At 42.6% G+C, this 15,226-nt stretch carries 9 protein-coding genes, 2 tRNA genes, 1 other RNA gene and 1 pseudogene; 8 read left to right on the top strand and 5 right to left on the bottom strand.

From position 1 onward, the window contains the following. Positions 1 to 82 precede the first annotated feature (82 nt). Both H6A27_RS15070 and H6A27_RS00420 read left to right on the top strand, forming a co-directional pair. Positions 83 to 1,309, top strand: a pseudogene (locus H6A27_RS15070) (hypothetical protein); the annotation flags it as partial. A gap of 1,311 nt (positions 1,310 to 2,620) precedes the next feature. Beyond that, the gene (locus tag H6A27_RS00420) at positions 2,621 to 3,592 is read left to right on the top strand and encodes a type I phosphomannose isomerase catalytic subunit (protein ID WP_204507285.1); all 972 of its coding nucleotides are present in this window, start codon (positions 2,621 to 2,623) and stop codon (positions 3,590 to 3,592) included. Positions 3,593 to 3,633: 41 nt separating this feature from the next. Here the strand turns inward: H6A27_RS00420 and H6A27_RS00415 are convergent, their stop codons facing one another. After that, entirely contained in the window at positions 3,634 to 4,767 is a 1,134-nt protein-coding gene (locus H6A27_RS00415; RefSeq protein ID WP_204507284.1) for a lactonase family protein, read from the bottom strand. A gap of 112 nt (positions 4,768 to 4,879) precedes the next feature. Between H6A27_RS00415 and ssrA the strand changes: the two genes are divergently transcribed. Then, positions 4,880 to 5,275: a transfer-messenger RNA gene (gene ssrA / locus H6A27_RS00410) on the top strand. Positions 5,276 to 5,519: 244 nt separating this feature from the next. Here ssrA and H6A27_RS00405 read toward each other — a convergent pair. Both H6A27_RS00405 and H6A27_RS00400 read right to left on the bottom strand, forming a co-directional pair. Further along, entirely contained in the window at positions 5,520 to 6,977 is a 1,458-nt protein-coding gene (locus H6A27_RS00405; RefSeq protein ID WP_204403306.1) for an aminoacyl-histidine dipeptidase, read from the bottom strand. A 16-nt stretch (positions 6,978 to 6,993) separates the two neighbouring features. Continuing rightward, positions 6,994 to 8,007, bottom strand: coding sequence for a lysylphosphatidylglycerol synthase transmembrane domain-containing protein (locus H6A27_RS00400; RefSeq protein ID WP_204403308.1), 1,014 nt, complete (start codon positions 8,005 to 8,007; stop codon positions 6,994 to 6,996). 105 nt (positions 8,008 to 8,112) lie between these two features. Between H6A27_RS00400 and rsmA the strand changes: the two genes are divergently transcribed. The 3 genes from rsmA to H6A27_RS00385 all read left to right on the top strand — a co-directional run bounded on the left by rsmA (position 8,113) and on the right by H6A27_RS00385 (position 12,271). Next, the gene (rsmA, locus tag H6A27_RS00395; protein ID WP_204403310.1) at positions 8,113 to 8,922 is read left to right on the top strand and encodes a 16S rRNA (adenine(1518)-N(6)/adenine(1519)-N(6))-dimethyltransferase RsmA; all 810 of its coding nucleotides are present in this window, start codon (positions 8,113 to 8,115) and stop codon (positions 8,920 to 8,922) included. A 40-nt stretch (positions 8,923 to 8,962) separates the two neighbouring features. Then, positions 8,963 to 10,303: a magnesium transporter gene (mgtE, locus tag H6A27_RS00390; protein WP_204403312.1), complete on the top strand. Its 1,341-nt coding sequence runs from the start codon at positions 8,963 to 8,965 to the stop codon at positions 10,301 to 10,303. 171 nt (positions 10,304 to 10,474) lie between these two features. Beyond that, positions 10,475 to 12,271: a DUF349 domain-containing protein gene (locus H6A27_RS00385; protein WP_204507283.1), complete on the top strand. Its 1,797-nt coding sequence runs from the start codon at positions 10,475 to 10,477 to the stop codon at positions 12,269 to 12,271. An 81-nt stretch (positions 12,272 to 12,352) separates the two neighbouring features. On the opposite strand, the gene H6A27_RS00380 is transcribed toward H6A27_RS00385, so the two are convergent. Both H6A27_RS00380 and H6A27_RS00375 read right to left on the bottom strand, forming a co-directional pair. Then, positions 12,353 to 12,423, bottom strand: a tRNA-Gln gene (locus tag H6A27_RS00380). 25 nt (positions 12,424 to 12,448) lie between these two features. Continuing rightward, positions 12,449 to 12,519 (bottom strand) — tRNA-Gln (locus H6A27_RS00375). Between the two features lie 265 nt (positions 12,520 to 12,784). On the opposite strand from H6A27_RS00375, the gene rsfS reads away from it, so the two are divergent. Both rsfS and ftsH read left to right on the top strand, forming a co-directional pair. Continuing rightward, positions 12,785 to 13,144, top strand: coding sequence for a ribosome silencing factor (gene rsfS, locus H6A27_RS00370; protein ID WP_204403316.1), 360 nt, complete (start codon positions 12,785 to 12,787; stop codon positions 13,142 to 13,144). Between the two features lie 28 nt (positions 13,145 to 13,172). Continuing rightward, a complete protein-coding gene (ftsH, locus tag H6A27_RS00365; RefSeq protein WP_477005001.1) occupies positions 13,173 to 15,188 on the top strand; it encodes an ATP-dependent zinc metalloprotease FtsH in 2,016 nt (671 codons plus the stop codon). Positions 15,189 to 15,226 lie beyond the last annotated feature (38 nt).

Below are 15,226 nucleotides of genomic sequence, written 5' to 3'. Positions count from 1 at the left end.
TGACTAAGGCAATAAGAGATAAACCTGACTAAGGTAAATTGAATAAGATAACATCAAAAACATTTCAAAATTAAAACTGTTTATGAAAAAGAATTGGAAACTTGCCACTCTTGCACTGGCAACCACAGGAATGATGCTCACAACAGCATGTACCGAGGACACTATCGGCGACGGCGGTAACGGCGACATCGCCAACAATCTCCTGAACGCCGACATCACAGAAGACGTGACTCTGAAAGCAGGCGAAACCTACACCCTCGACGGAGGTATCCACGTAAAGAACGGAGCCACCCTGAAGATTGAGCCGGGAGTAAAGATCGAGGCAAAACACGACAATAAAGTAGACTACATCCTCGTAGAGCAGGGAGCAAAAATCGATGCGCAGGGTACAGCCTCACAGCCCATCGTAATGACATCCGAGAAGAAGGAAGCCGGAGCATGGGGCGGACTTCACATCTGCGGATACGCACCTACAAACGTGGGCACAGGCACATCAGAAATCGGTGACGCCACATACGGAGGCGACAAAGCTGACGACAATTCCGGCGTTCTGAAATACGTCCGCATGGAATACACCGGCTATGCCTTCAGCGAAGACAAGGAATCAAACGGTATCACATTCTACGGAGTTGGTAATGGTACAACAGTAGACTACGTTCAGGCTTTCATGGGTTCCGACGACGGTTTCGAGTTCTTCGGCGGCTCGGTAAATATCCGCCATGCGGTAGTGACCGACTGTAGCGACGACTCTTTCGACTGGACAGAAGGCTGGAACGGCAAAGGCCAGTACCTCGTGGCATACCAGGGCAGCAAGGACGAGATAGGCTACGACTGCGACTGCCTGATGGAATGCGACAACCACAGCACCAACTTCGAAGCCACTCCGACGTCATTCCCTACACTGGCCAACGTAACCCTTGTGGGTAACGGCGGAGAGAAACAGGGCGTACGCCTTCGTGCCGGAACAAAGGTCAATCTCTATAACACCATCATCACAGGCAAGGGACAATGCCTCACAGTAGAAACCGCACCTACTGAAAACGCCCTGAAGAACGGCGAGTCAAAACTCAACTACGTAACCATCGGTTCAGGTTTCACAAGCAAGGAAAACATCTACACACAGAGCGACTTCCTCGCTGCAGGAAACAACAACGAAGTGAAAGACCTTGCGCCCGTGCTCGAGTCATTCTACGTCGGCACAGCCGAAGGAGGCCGGAATATGAGCACAGCAGATTCATTCTTCGATGCCGCAGAATATCGCGGAGCCGTTCCGTCGGACAACGACTGGACAGCAGGATGGACACTTTCAAGCGGATCGGAAGCTCAGGAGATAGAAGAGCTGAAAGGCACAGTGACATCCGATGTCACCCTGGCTGCAGGAAAGACATACTATCTGACAGGCGACTACACAGTGAAAAGCCCTGCCACACTCACCATAGAAGAAGGAGTGACAATCATAGCCAAACACGACAACACCGTTGACTACATCCTGGTGGAACAGGGAGCCAAAATCAATGCCGCGGGTACAGCCGAAAACCCAATCGTCATGACATCCGAAAAGAAGGAAGCCGGAGCATGGGGCGGACTCCACATCTGCGGAAAAGCGCCTATCAACGTACAGGGCGGCAAGGGAACATCCGAAATAGGTGACGCCGCATACGGCGGCAACGACGCGGCCGACAACTCCGGAAAATTGAGCTATATCCGTCTGGAATACACAGGATATGCATTCAGCGAAGATAAGGAAGCCAACGGAGTGACATTCTACGGCGTGGGCAGCGGAACCTCAGTAGACCATCTGCAGGCATACCGCGGTTCCGACGACGGTTTTGAATTCTTCGGAGGAACAGTAAACGTAAAATACATGGTAGCTACAAGCTGTAGCGACGACTCGTTCGACTGGACAGAAGGCTGGTGCGGAAAAGGTCAGTTCATGGTGGCATACCAGGAAAACGAAGAGACACTGGGCTATGACTGCGACTGCCTTATGGAATGCGACAGCAACGACAAGGACAACTCGCTCACACCCGTATCACATCCGGTACTGTCGAATCTGACACTCGTGGGCAACGGCAACGACGGCCGCGGAGTACGCCTGCGTGCCGGCACCGAAGTAGAACTCTACAACGCCATCATCACAGGCAAGGAGCAGCCTCTCACAGTGGAAACCGACAACACAGAAAACGCGCTGAAAAACGGAATATCCCGATTGAACTTCGTAGAAATATCAGGCGTATTGTCATCAAAACAGAACATCTACACCAACGATCTTTTCGAGGCAGCCGAAGGCAACAAGACAAACGCCACTTTCGAACTTGAAGACAAATTCATAGGTACAACAGACGGAGGAAAAGACATGTCCGCCGACTCATTCTTCACCGCAACCGACTACAAAGGAGCCGTTCCGACAGACGACAACTGGACCGCAGGATGGACCCTCTGATTCTCCGGAAACACGGAAATACACATACCCCCACGGGAAAACACACACCGGGACCGCCGCCACACAGCGCGACGGCCCCGGCTCTTTTATCAGAAAATCCTCCCGACAGCAACCACGGTAATGATTTTTGACGTATCTTTACGTCCGTAATCATAACCTATAAAAACCATAAAAATTATGTATCCGTTGAAATTCCGTCCCATCCTGAAAACCACAATCTGGGGTGGCGACAAAATCATTCCGTTCAAACACCTTGACTGCACACAGCCCAACGTAGGCGAAAGCTGGGAGATATCCGACGTCCCGGGCGACGAATCGGTAGTGGCAAACGGAGCCGATGCCGGAAAGAACCTCACACAGATGGTTCAGGAATATAAAGGAGCCCTGGTGGGCGAAGCCAACTACACACGCTTCGGCGGCAAGTTCCCGCTGCTGATAAAATTCATCGATGCCCGTGACGATCTTTCAATCCAGGTTCACCCTGACGACGAACTCGCCATGCGGCGCCACAACTCCATGGGCAAAACCGAGATGTGGTACGTGATAGACAATGCCGGAGGCCGCGCCCACCTGCGCTCGGGTCTGAGCCGCAGCATCACGCCCGAACAGTACGAACAGATGATAGCCGACAACACCATCTGCGACGCCCTGGCAGACTATGCCGTCCGTCCCGGCGACGTATTCTTCCTCCCTGCAGGACGGATACACAGCATCGGAGCCGGATGTTTCATAGCCGAAATACAGCAGACATCGAACATCACATACCGCATCTACGACTTCAACCGCAAGGACAAGAACGGCCGTACACGCGAGCTGCACACCGAACTGTCAAAACAGGCAATAGACTACAGCGTACAGCCGGACTACCGCACCGCCTACACTCCTTGCAAGGACCGCCCTGTAGAATTGGTGACGTGCCCATATTTCACTACTTCGGTATATCATCTTTCACAGCCGATGACCATGGATTATTCAGAACTCGATTCATTTGTCATCTATATCTGCATGGAAGGTTCATGTACGATAAAAGACAACGAAGGAAACAGCATCCGCATGCAGGCCGGCGAATCAGTTCTTTTCCCGGCTACAATCAGGAATCTGGAAGTAACACCAGATGGCGAGGTCAAGTTCCTTGAAACCTACGTATAACATATCATAAAATAAAAAACAATCCCCGAAAGGATTGTTTTTTATTTTATCCATCTCACGCAGACCGGAGCCTTGACCGGTATCCTTTTTCCTGTATCCACGGGCATTCCCGTATCCTTATCCACTTCGTATATCTCTATAGCATCCTCGTCGCGACACGCCACAAGGATATATCTCCCGTTCGGAGTTATCGCGAAATTGCGCGGATGCTTTCCCGTAGGGCAATACCCCGTCCGTTCTATCTTTCCCGTTTCCGCAGAAACTCTGAACACTGCCAGTCCGTCCCCCTTCAGACGACAGGAAGCATAAAGGAATCTTCCGTCAGGCGACAAATGGATATCGGCACTTCCCTCTCCTCCCGCCGTATCGGCCTTCGCCGTCTGGATTATCTCCGCCATACCGCCGTCTTTAATATCCAGCACCACCACATCACCGCTCAGCTCCGTTATCACATATGCGCGCTTCCCGTTCGGATGAAAACACATATGCCTGGGTCCGCTGCCATCCGGCAACACTATATCTTCCTCGCCCGTATATGTAAAATCATCCGCACGAATCACCCTTATCCTGTCCGTTCCCAAATCGCATGCCCAGATACGGCTGCTGTCAGGCGAATAATACACCGAATGAACGTGCGGCTTCTCCTGTCTGGAAGGATGAACGCCCCTACCCCGGAAATTCAGGACCTTCCGCCGCGCCACATTCCCTCCGCCATCCGCATCGAACACAGTAAGACTCCCGCCGGAGTAATTCGCGGTGAAGGCTTTGCCTCTACTCCAGTCCGCCATGACGAAACACGGCGACGCTCCCCCCGTCATATCCCTGCCTGCAACCTCAAGCCTCATGCTGTCCGGACTGTATTTCAGAGAATAAAGAAACGAACTGTCACCTCCGCCCTCGGATACGGAGTATATGATATTCCGTGCGGTCAGTTCCGAAAGAAACGAAGGATTAGGTACTCCGCTGATGCCGCCCTTGCAGGCCCATCCGGCATCGTCTTGAGAAAATGTGAATACCTTGATGCCTTCCTCATTCTCGGCGGAATAACTGCCGGTCACGAACACCAGCGAATCCTTATTCGCACCGTCTGCTTCCTTTCCTTTTTTATTTACAGAAGTACATCCCATAAACAATAATGAGAGTGACAATAGAACAATTTGGTTTCTTTTCTTCATAATATTAAACTTTGGATATGATTTGAATGTTCAAAAATATATATTTTATACATAGGAATTGGTACTTAGAGAGTTTTTTATTATTTTTGCAGACAATTTAATACTAACGTCTGGGGTTGTTTGGTTTTGACAGCGAGAGATGTGGTATGTAAGCATGCAGTGCGTCAGTGATTTGCACTATAATCTCAGTTACTGAACAATTATCTGGCAACGAAAATTATGCTCTCGCTGCTTAATCGAAGTATAGTAGATTAGCTTTATTTCTGTCACAGTGACAGAAACGAGACATCGCTCAAAAGCTCTTGTTCCGAAGCGTTTGATATAGCGGTGCAGCAAAATCGGGAATAGCTTGAGTCTTGTCCTGCGGCTCGGGTGAGATTTAAGGACTAAGGTATAAGTGGGTGGCTCTGGTCTTGCTTATGCACGAAAACCGAAGGCAGAGATAAGCATGTAGAAAGCATATGGCTTCCTTGTTTGGACGAGGGTTCGACTCCCTCCAGCTCCACGAAGTAATTACCCGATTTTTACTAAAAGTAAAGGTCGGGTAATTTTTTTATCGAGACATAGTTAGCGTGACACGTTCGTGTTACGACCGTTACACATACGTATCACACGCGTCACACGTTCGTGTCACGCTCGTTACACGTACGTGTAACGCCAAATATTACAAGACAAATATAACAAAAACAAGCCAGCTAATTCATAATAAACGTACTATGAATTAGCTGGCTTAATTTATTTTAAGACACTGCTTACTTTACCGGAGTATTCTCCAAAGTAGCGATAAGGAAATCATAGAATTTCTTTACTGAAGGTATGTTGCAACGTTCTTCCGGAGTGTGAGGACACTGCAATGTAGGACCGAATGAAATCATATCCAGACCTGGCATCACGGCACCGATGATACCGCATTCCAGTCCGGCATGTATAACCTTCACTTCAGGTTCTTCTCCGAATTGTGCCTTATATGATGCCTTCATCGCATGAAGGATTGGCGAATTGACGTTAGGTTCCCAACCTGAATAGCCTCCCGAACGAACTACATGCATACCTGCCATTGAGAAACAGCTTTCAATAGCTGTATTACGATAATCCTTCATAGATTCACGTGAGCTGCGTGTAAGGACTTTTATAGCCGCCTTACCTCCACCAATCTCAACAATAGCGAGATTAGAAGATGTTTCCACTGTATCAGGAATAGTAGGTATAAAGCGCTCCACTCCATTAGGACAGGCAAATATCGCATCTACAAGATTGTCTCTGATTTCATCAGGTACCATATATTTAGGAAGTTCCACACGTTCGGCAGTGAAAGTTATGCCGTCTTCGATAGTGGCAAATTCATCGCGCCATACCTGTTCGCATTCGCCTACGAAAGCTATAACATCTTCAACTTCTGTTTCAGGAACAGTAATTACCACTTCGCATTCACGCGGAATAGCATTTCTCATATTTCCGCCTTCCCACGAAACAAGACAAGCCTCATCGTATGTAATAACCTGATTGAGGAAGCGCGCCATCAATTTATTGGCATTTGCATGTCCCCAACCTATCTGGATGCCAGAATGTCCGCCACGCAATCCCTTAAGCGTAACCTTCAAAGCCACATCTTCGGGATCAGTTTCTTCTTCTTTATATTCCAAAGTAGCGGTAAGATCTTCTCCACCGGCACAACCTATATAAAGTTCACCTTCTTCTTCTGAATCAAGATTCAGCAAAATATCACCTTCAATAGTACCAGGCTTCAAACCAAAGGCACCATACATTCCAGTTTCTTCATCTGATGTGATAAGAGCTACCAACGGACCATGCTTCAACGATTTGTCCTCCATTACAGCCATTATTGCAGCCACACCCATACCATTGTCGGAACCCAAAGTAGTACCTTTGGCCTTGACCCATTCGCCATCGACAACAGTCTGTATAGGATCTTTCACGAAATCATGTTCAGTTTCCTTATTCTTCTGAGGTACCATATCCATGTGCGCCTGAAGAATAACAGTCTTGCGGTTTTCCATTCCTGGAGTAGCCGGTTTACGATAAATAATATTTCCAGCCTCATCCTGAAAAGCTTCAACACCGGCACTCTTACCGAAATCCAGTAAGAATGACTGAATTTTCTCCAAATGTCCTGACGGACGAGGTATTTGTGTAATAGAATGAAAATGTTTCCACACATTCTGTGGAGCTAAAGAAAGAATTTCGCTCATAGAGTTTGTTTTTTGATTATGAGTTTGTTGGTTTATTTTGTTTATTGGTAAGCGGCAAAGCCACTAATCCATATATTCCTAACAAAATTAGTAAAAAAGTTTGAATTCCATGCACTAAAAGCGCAAATATTCCTGCATCATCCTTGCTTATGCCATACATCATCATCATTGTGATAACAGCAAAATGCCAAGGTCCGGCTCCATTGGGAGTTGGAACAACTACAGCAATACTTCCCACAACGAACATCACCAACCCGGCCATAAGTCCTAAATCGGATGAAAAATCGAAACTGAAAAATGCTACATAGAACTGCAGGAAATAGCATAACCATATTCCTATGGTATATATAATGAACAGTGGAAGATTATCGACATGACGCAAAGACATACAACCAAGCCATATATCATTCAATATCCCCTTTACCTTGGCGAACACGGAAAGCTTTCTGAATAGATAATATGCCAATAATATAAGCGCGATGATACAAGCAAGCGTAATATAGAAATTAGTTGAAGTGAAAAGATGGAATATAAACGATGTATCTGTCCCTGTTTCTTTAATAAATCTTGCGAAAACACCAGACTGAAGTAATAATGTTACAAATGTTATCATTACCACACATAACGAATCTATAATACGTTCGGTCACTACCGTTCCAAGAGATTTCGAAAATGAAACGCCATCGTATTTCGCCAGCACTCCACATCTGGAAACTTCTCCTATCCTCGGTATCACAAGATTAGCCGCATAGGATACAAAAATGGCATAGACACTATTAGACAATTTCGGATATTCATTCAGAGGAGCCAAAGACAAATTCCATCTCCATCCGCGGAATAAATGCCCAAACACTCCAAACACAAGTGAAAAAAGCATCCACCAATAATTAACTTCTCCATCCAAAACAGACCATACTCTTTCAAAATCAAATCCCTTGTATGTCCATAAAAGTATAGCCACGCCTAAAACTACAGGCAAAAGCACCTGCCAAAGTTTATTTAGTAGTTTTTTTGACTCACTTCGTTCCAAAATCTGAATTTATTTAGATATTATTATGTAACTTTGCACAATGCAAATATACAATGCTTAACTGAATAAATACCACATTATCTCAAAGAAATATTTTTATAAAGAATGAAATTAGTTAAACCAAAGAAATTTTTAGGACAGCACTTCCTCAAAGACCTCCAAGTAGCAAAAGACATAGCAGATACAGTTGACTCATGTCCGGATATTCCTGTGCTTGAAGTTGGCCCTGGAATGGGAGTACTAACACAATATTTAATAGCAAAAAACAGGCCTTTAAAAGTAGTGGAACTGGATTTCGAATCGGTTGCCTATCTTAAAGAAAACTTTGGTGAATTGGGAGACAATATAATTGAAAAAGATTTCCTTAAAATGGAACTTTCAAATCTGTTCGACGGAAAACCATTCGTATTGACAGGCAATTACCCATACAATATTTCAAGCCAGATATTCTTTAAGATGCTTGACAACAAGGAGATTATTCCTTGCTGTACCGGTATGATACAAAAAGAAGTGGCAGAACGTATCGCCGCCAAGCCGGGAAATAAAACATACGGAATACTAAGTGTAATGATTCAGGCATGGTATAATGTAGAATATCTGTTTACCGTACACGAACATGTATTCAATCCACCTCCTAAAGTCAAAAGCGCTGTTATCAGAATGACCAGAAACGACACACATGACCTTGGATGTGACGAAAAGCTGTTCAAACAGATAGTAAAAACCACTTTCAACCAAAGACGAAAAACTTTAAGAAATTCCATTTCACCGATATTGGCAAAAGACAATCCATTAAGCGCAGACCCTATATTCAACAAAAGACCTGAGCAATTGTCTGTACAGGAATTTATAGAACTAACCAATAAGGTAGAAAAAGCTCTGGCTGACAATGTAAAAACAGTAGGCCAAGAGTAAAAATACTTTTATTTCAAAGAACCACTAAAAGCTGACCAGGATGAACAGTGAAGAAATCAAAAGAATAACGGAACTAATCGAGAATAAGGAGACTGACAAAGTTAAAGAACTTCTTAATGATTTACATCCTGCCGACATTGCAGAACTCTGTAATGAGCTTAATGCAGAGAACGCGAGATTTGTCTATTTACTATTGGACAATGAAACCGCAGCGGACGTACTTGTGGAAATGGACGAGGACGCCCGTAAAGAATTTTTGGATATACTGCCTTCAGAAACTATCGCCAAACGTTTTGTTGACTACATGGATTCGGACGATGCCGTTGACATCATCCGCGAAATGGACGAAGACAAGCAGGAAGAAGTACTTTCGCATATTGAAGATATTGAACAAGCCGGAGATATCGTCGATCTTCTGAAATACGACGAAGATACAGCCGGTGGACTCATGGGTACAGAAATGGTTATCGTAAAAGAGAACTGGAGTATGCCAGAGTGTCTCCGGGAAATGCGAATACAGGCTGAAGACATGGACGAAATCTACTATGTTTACGTAGTTGACGATGATGAAAGACTAAGAGGAGTTTTCCCATTGAAAAAAATGATTACAAGCCCCTCTGTGTCGAAAGTCAAACATGTAATGAAAAAAGATCCGGTATCGGTTCATGTTGACACCCCTATAGAAGAAGTGGTTCAGATTATTGAGAAATACGACCTTGTAGCAGTCCCCGTGGTTGACAGTATAGGCCGTTTGGTCGGACGTATCACTGTCGATGACGTTATGGACGAGGTTCGTGAACAGGCTGAACGTGATTATCAATTGGCATCCGGTCTCTCGCAAGACGTAGAATCGGACGATAATGTATTCAGACAGACCACAGCACGATTACCCTGGCTGCTTATAGGAATGCTCGGAGGAATAGGCAACTCCATGATTTTAGGGAATTTCGACAGTACTTTTGCAGCACATCCGGAAATGGCATTATACATTCCATTGATTGGCGGTACCGGAGGTAATGTCGGTACACAGTCTTCGGCGCTTGTGGTTCAAGGACTTGCAAACAGTTCGCTCGATTCTGCCAACACATTCAAGCAGATTGCCAAAGAATCGGTTGTAGCATTAATCAACGCATCCATTATCTCACTATTGGTATATATATATAATTTCATACGATTTGGCGCTACAGCAACTGTAAGCTATTCAGTATCTATAAGCTTGTTTGCAGTAGTAATGTTTGCATCAATATTCGGAACGTTAGTTCCAATGACATTGGAGAAGCTGAAAATAGACCCTGCTATAGCTACAGGTCCGTTTATTTCCATTACAAACGACATCATTGGAATGATGTTGTATATGGGTATCACAGTTCTACTTTCGTAAAAGGAACTATCAAACCATTTAAACACAAGTATATTCCAATATATTATTTTTATATATTTTACACCTGAAATTCAAATTTACTGACACAAAATTATGTTTTTTAAATATTATTTCTTTAATTTGTAATTATAACTTTTTTATAAAGCAACATTCTTAAATATCTATATACGCATGGAAGTTAATGAAACAAACCGCCCAACCGAAGTTCAGACTAATGAAGCTGAAAATTTGGTTCCTACTGTTGAACAATCAACAGATAACGTAAAGTATGAACCTAAACAAACAAAAGAAGAGGTTATACAGCGTTTAAAAGAAATAAACAGCAATGCCTGTGAAGCTGAAAAACAGGAAATAGACTTGCTTAAACAGACTTACTACAAACTGCATAAAGCCGAACAGGAAGCAAGTCGTAAAGCATATATTGAATCGGGCGGTGAACCTGACACCTTTGTTCCGGCAACGGATCCTCTGGAAGCCGAATTAAAATCCGTATTGTCTGAAATAAAGGAAAAAAGAAACTCCATGGTAGCTGCAATTGAAAAAGAAAAGGAAGACAATCTGCAAAAGAAACTGGAAATTCTGGAGAAAATGAAAAATCTTACAGAACTCTCAGAAGATACAGGAAAGAACTACAATGAGTTCAAAAGTCTCCAGCAGGAATGGAACGAAATTAAACTCATTCCGGCAAACAAGATTAACGAAATATGGAGAACTTATCAGTTATATACTGAAAAGTTCTATGACATGCTCAAACTAAACAACGAGTTCAGAGAGTATGATTTCAAAAAAAATCTTGAACAGAAAACACGTATCTGCGAAGCAGCCGAAAAACTTGCAGACGAACCGGACGTAATTTCAGCATTCCATCAATTACAGAAACTTCATCAGGAATTCCGCGAAATAGGTCCTGTAGCAAAAGAAATGCGCGAAAGCATTTGGGCAAGATTTAAAGCAGCATCTACTACTGTTAACAGACGACACCAGAAACATTTTGAGGACCTGAAAGAACAAGAACAAAATAACCTTGACCAGAAAACTGTGATTTGCGAGATAGCTGAAGCTATGGAATACGACAAGCTCACAACTTTCACCGACTGGGAAGACAAAACCCAGGAGATACTTGCACTTCAGACCAAATGGAAAACCATTGGATATGCTCCCCAGAAAATGAATCTTAAAATATTCGAAAGATTCAGGGCGGCATGCGACGAATTCTTCAAGCGAAAAGCCGAATTCTTCAAAATGGCCAAGGAAAATATGGCATTGAATCTGGAAAAGAAAAAAGAATTATGCGAAAAGGCGGAGTCACTGAAAGACAGCACTGCATGGAAAGAAACCGCAGAAATATTAGCAAAGCTCCAGAAAGAGTGGAAGACTATAGGACCTGTGCCTAAAAAATATTCAGACTCTGTATGGAAAAGATTTATCGGTGCCTGCGACTACTTCTTCGAACAGAAATCAAAAGCGACTTCATCACAACGTACTGAAGAGCTTGAAAATCTTAAGAAGAAAGAAAATCTGCTTAAGGAAATAGAAGAGCTCGAAAAAACAGAAGTATATGATGAAACTATTGCAGACAAAATAAAATCACTGATTACTGAATGGAACAGCATTGGATTTGTACCTTTCAAAGACAAAGACAGGCTATACAAAGAATTCCATAATTTAGTAAACAAGATTTATGATAAAGCCAATCTTTCGGCAAGCGAAAAGAAACTGAGCAATTATAAATCAGGACTTAAAAAAGAGAATAACTTATATAAGGAAAGAGAAAAACTTGTGAGAATATACGAGAGAATTAAAGGTGAAATCAAGACTTACGAAAACAATCTTGGATTCCTTAACTCATCTTCAAAGAAAGGTAACTCTCTTGTAAACGATATAGCAAGAAAAATAGAAAAACTAAAAAACGATTTAACATTGACTCAGAAGAAAATCGAAGCTATAGACGAAACTATAAACAATTAATCATAATGGCGAGTTCAATCTCGCCATTATTTTTTTGAACTATATACAACAAAAAAGAGCAGTTAAAAACTGCTCTTTCAGTTGGGTTACTAGGATTCGAACCTAGAAAAACAGGACCAGAATCTGTTGTGTTACCATTACACCATAACCCAATTATAAAAAAACTAAATTAAAGAGTTGGGCTACTAGGATTCGAACCTAGAAAAACAGGACCAGAATCTGTTGTGTTACCATTACACCATAGCCCAATTATACTCTGCTTGTCAACCTTTCCTGTTTGACGCTGCAAAGGTACAACTTTTTCATTACATACAAACATTTTCTCCGTTTTTTTTCAAAAAAAATCATATAAATCCACCTTTACACCTTTATAAATAGTGGATAAATCCAAAAATCACTCTAAAAAGTACAAAAAGAAAAAGAAAACTTTATCTATATTTCGTGGAATACAGAAAACCAAGTATATTTGCCATATATTATGTATATTAACTTAAAAGTCTATATTTTAGAATAATGAACGAAACTAAAGATTTAATAGAAAAATTAGTAGAAGGCATTCAAGAAAAAAAAGGTAAAAATATTGTAATAGCAGACCTTTCGGACATAGAAGACACTATCTGTAATTATTTCATAATCTGCAATGGAAATTCACCAAGTCAGGTAATGGCTATCACAGAATCAATAAAAGACCATCTAAGAGAAGAAATCGGCATTAAGCCTTATGCCATTGATGGTACTAAAAACGCCCAATGGGTTGCAATGGACTATAACGATGTGGTTGCACACATATTCCTGCCGGAGCAAAGGGATTTTTATAATCTGGAACATCTATGGGCTGATGCAAAACTGACAAGAATTCCTGATTTAGACTAATCATCATTAATTCACATTTAAACGCGACATGAACAATAATTCGAATAAGCAAAAAATCAATATGCCAAGACCAAACCTAAGCTGGCTATACATAATAATAGCATTGTTTATAGGCTATTTATATTTTACCAGCGACGAAGGCAGTATGAGCAAGGAAATAACTTATACTGAATTTAAGGATATGGTAAGTAAAGGATATGCAGACAAAATCATTGCATACGACAACAACTCTGTAGAAATGTACATCAAACCTGAAAACATAGTTGATGTATTCAAGAAAGATGCTACAAAAGTAGGGAAAAGTCCATCCGTAAAAACCCAAATAGGTTCAATGGAGTCTTTAGATAAGTTCTTGGACGAAGAACAAAAAAACGGGAACTTTACCGGCTCTATAAGATATGAAAAAGACAGTGACTACTTTGGAGTAGTGTTTTGGAATCTGTTACCTATAATTTTCTTTATAGGTCTATGGATATTCATTATGCGCCGAATGGGAGGAGCCGGTAATGGCGGTGGAGCCGGAAACGTATTCAATGTAGGCAAAAGTAAAGCCCAATTGTTTGAAAAAGGTGCAAACAGAGTAACATTCAAGGATGTTGCCGGACAGTCAGCCGCCAAACAAGAAGTTCAGGAAATTGTTGAGTTCCTGAAACAGCCACAAAAATATACAGAATTAGGAGGTAAAATTCCTAAAGGCGCATTACTTGTCGGTCCTCCGGGAACAGGTAAGACACTTCTTGCAAAAGCTGTGGCAGGAGAAGCAGATGTACCATTCTTCTCAATGTCAGGTTCCGATTTCGTAGAAATGTTTGTCGGAGTAGGTGCCTCAAGAGTACGCGACTTGTTCCGTCAAGCTAAGGAAAAGGCTCCTTGCATTATCTTTATTGATGAAATTGATGCTGTAGGACGTGCAAGAGGAAAGAATCCAAGTATGGGAGGTAATGACGAAAGAGAAAACACTCTGAACCAGCTGCTTACTGAGATGGACGGTTTCGGTACTAACAGTGGTGTTATTATCCTTGCAGCAACCAACAGAGCTGATATATTGGACAAAGCCTTGTTAAGAGCCGGACGTTTCGACAGACAAATACATGTTGACCTGCCGGACCTTAATGAAAGAAAAGAGGTATTCGGGGTTCATATTCGTCCGCTTAAGCTCGACAACACTGTAGATATAGATTTACTTGCACGCCAGACTCCAGGTTTCAGTGGTGCGGATATTGCCAATGTTTGTAACGAAGCCGCACTTATTGCCGCAAGACATGACAAATCATCTGTAAGCAAGGATGATTTCATGGCTGCAATAGACAGAATAGTAGGTGGTTTGGAGAAAAAGACCAAAGTTATGACTGCTGCCGAAAAAAGATCAATAGCTTTACACGAAGCGGGTCATGCCACTATTTCATGGTTTCTTGAGTATGCCAATCCTCTGATTAAAGTTACTATCGTACCTCGAGGCAGAGCATTAGGCGCAGCATGGTATTTACCTGAAGAAAGACAGATTACTACCAAGGAACAGATGTTAGACGAAATGTGTGCTACACTTGGCGGACGTGCCGCAGAAGAATTGTTCATCAAACAGATCTCTACAGGAGCAATGAACGATTTGGAAAGAGTTACCAAGCAGGCATACGGCATGATTGCTTACGCCGGCATGAGCGACAAACTCCCGAACCTATGCTATTACAACAACGATGAATACAGTTTCAACAAACCGTATAGCGAACATACAGCCGAACTTATTGACAGCGAAGTAAAGAAGATGATTGCTGAACAATATGAACGCGCAAAAGAAATACTGAAGGAACATCAGGAAGGCCATAACCGCCTTGCTGAGTTACTGATTGAAAAAGAAGTAATCTTTGCCGAAGATGTTGAAGCAATATTCGGAAAGCGCCCTTGGGCTTCACGTTCAGAAGAAATAATGGCTGAAAGTGAAAACGAAGAGAAAAAAAGTATAGAACATAAAGAAGAAAATGCGACCAGTGCGCTTCCAAACAAGAAAGAAGAAAACAACGTAAACAACAATACTGTCGCTGAATAAAAGTTTTTGTTAAAACTGAATTATAGGATATAATAATA

Source organism: Bacteroides caecigallinarum (assembly GCF_016902295.1).
In the GTDB taxonomy this organism is placed as follows: domain Bacteria; phylum Bacteroidota; class Bacteroidia; order Bacteroidales; family Bacteroidaceae; genus Phocaeicola; species Phocaeicola caecigallinarum_A.
Note: the sequence above shows the minus strand (reverse complement) of the source record. Positions and strands in the feature narration are given on the sequence as shown.

What these genes read in the sequence shown, in the direction of transcription:
- H6A27_RS00420 (WP_204507285.1), top strand. Translation starts at nt 2,621, where the DNA reads ATGTATCCGTTGAAATTCCGTCCCATCCTGAAAACCACAATCTGGGGT.
- H6A27_RS00415 (WP_204507284.1), bottom strand. Translation starts at nt 4,767, where the DNA reads ATGAAGAAAAGAAACCAAATTGTTCTATTGTCACTCTCATTATTGTTT.
- H6A27_RS00405 (WP_204403306.1), bottom strand. Translation starts at nt 6,977, where the DNA reads ATGAGCGAAATTCTTTCTTTAGCTCCACAGAATGTGTGGAAACATTTT.
- rsmA (WP_204403310.1), top strand. Translation starts at nt 8,113, where the DNA reads ATGAAATTAGTTAAACCAAAGAAATTTTTAGGACAGCACTTCCTCAAA.
- mgtE (WP_204403312.1), top strand. Translation starts at nt 8,963, where the DNA reads ATGAACAGTGAAGAAATCAAAAGAATAACGGAACTAATCGAGAATAAG.
- H6A27_RS00385 (WP_204507283.1), top strand. Translation starts at nt 10,475, where the DNA reads ATGGAAGTTAATGAAACAAACCGCCCAACCGAAGTTCAGACTAATGAA.
- rsfS (WP_204403316.1), top strand. Translation starts at nt 12,785, where the DNA reads ATGAACGAAACTAAAGATTTAATAGAAAAATTAGTAGAAGGCATTCAA.
- ftsH (WP_477005001.1), top strand. Translation starts at nt 13,173, where the DNA reads ATGAACAATAATTCGAATAAGCAAAAAATCAATATGCCAAGACCAAAC.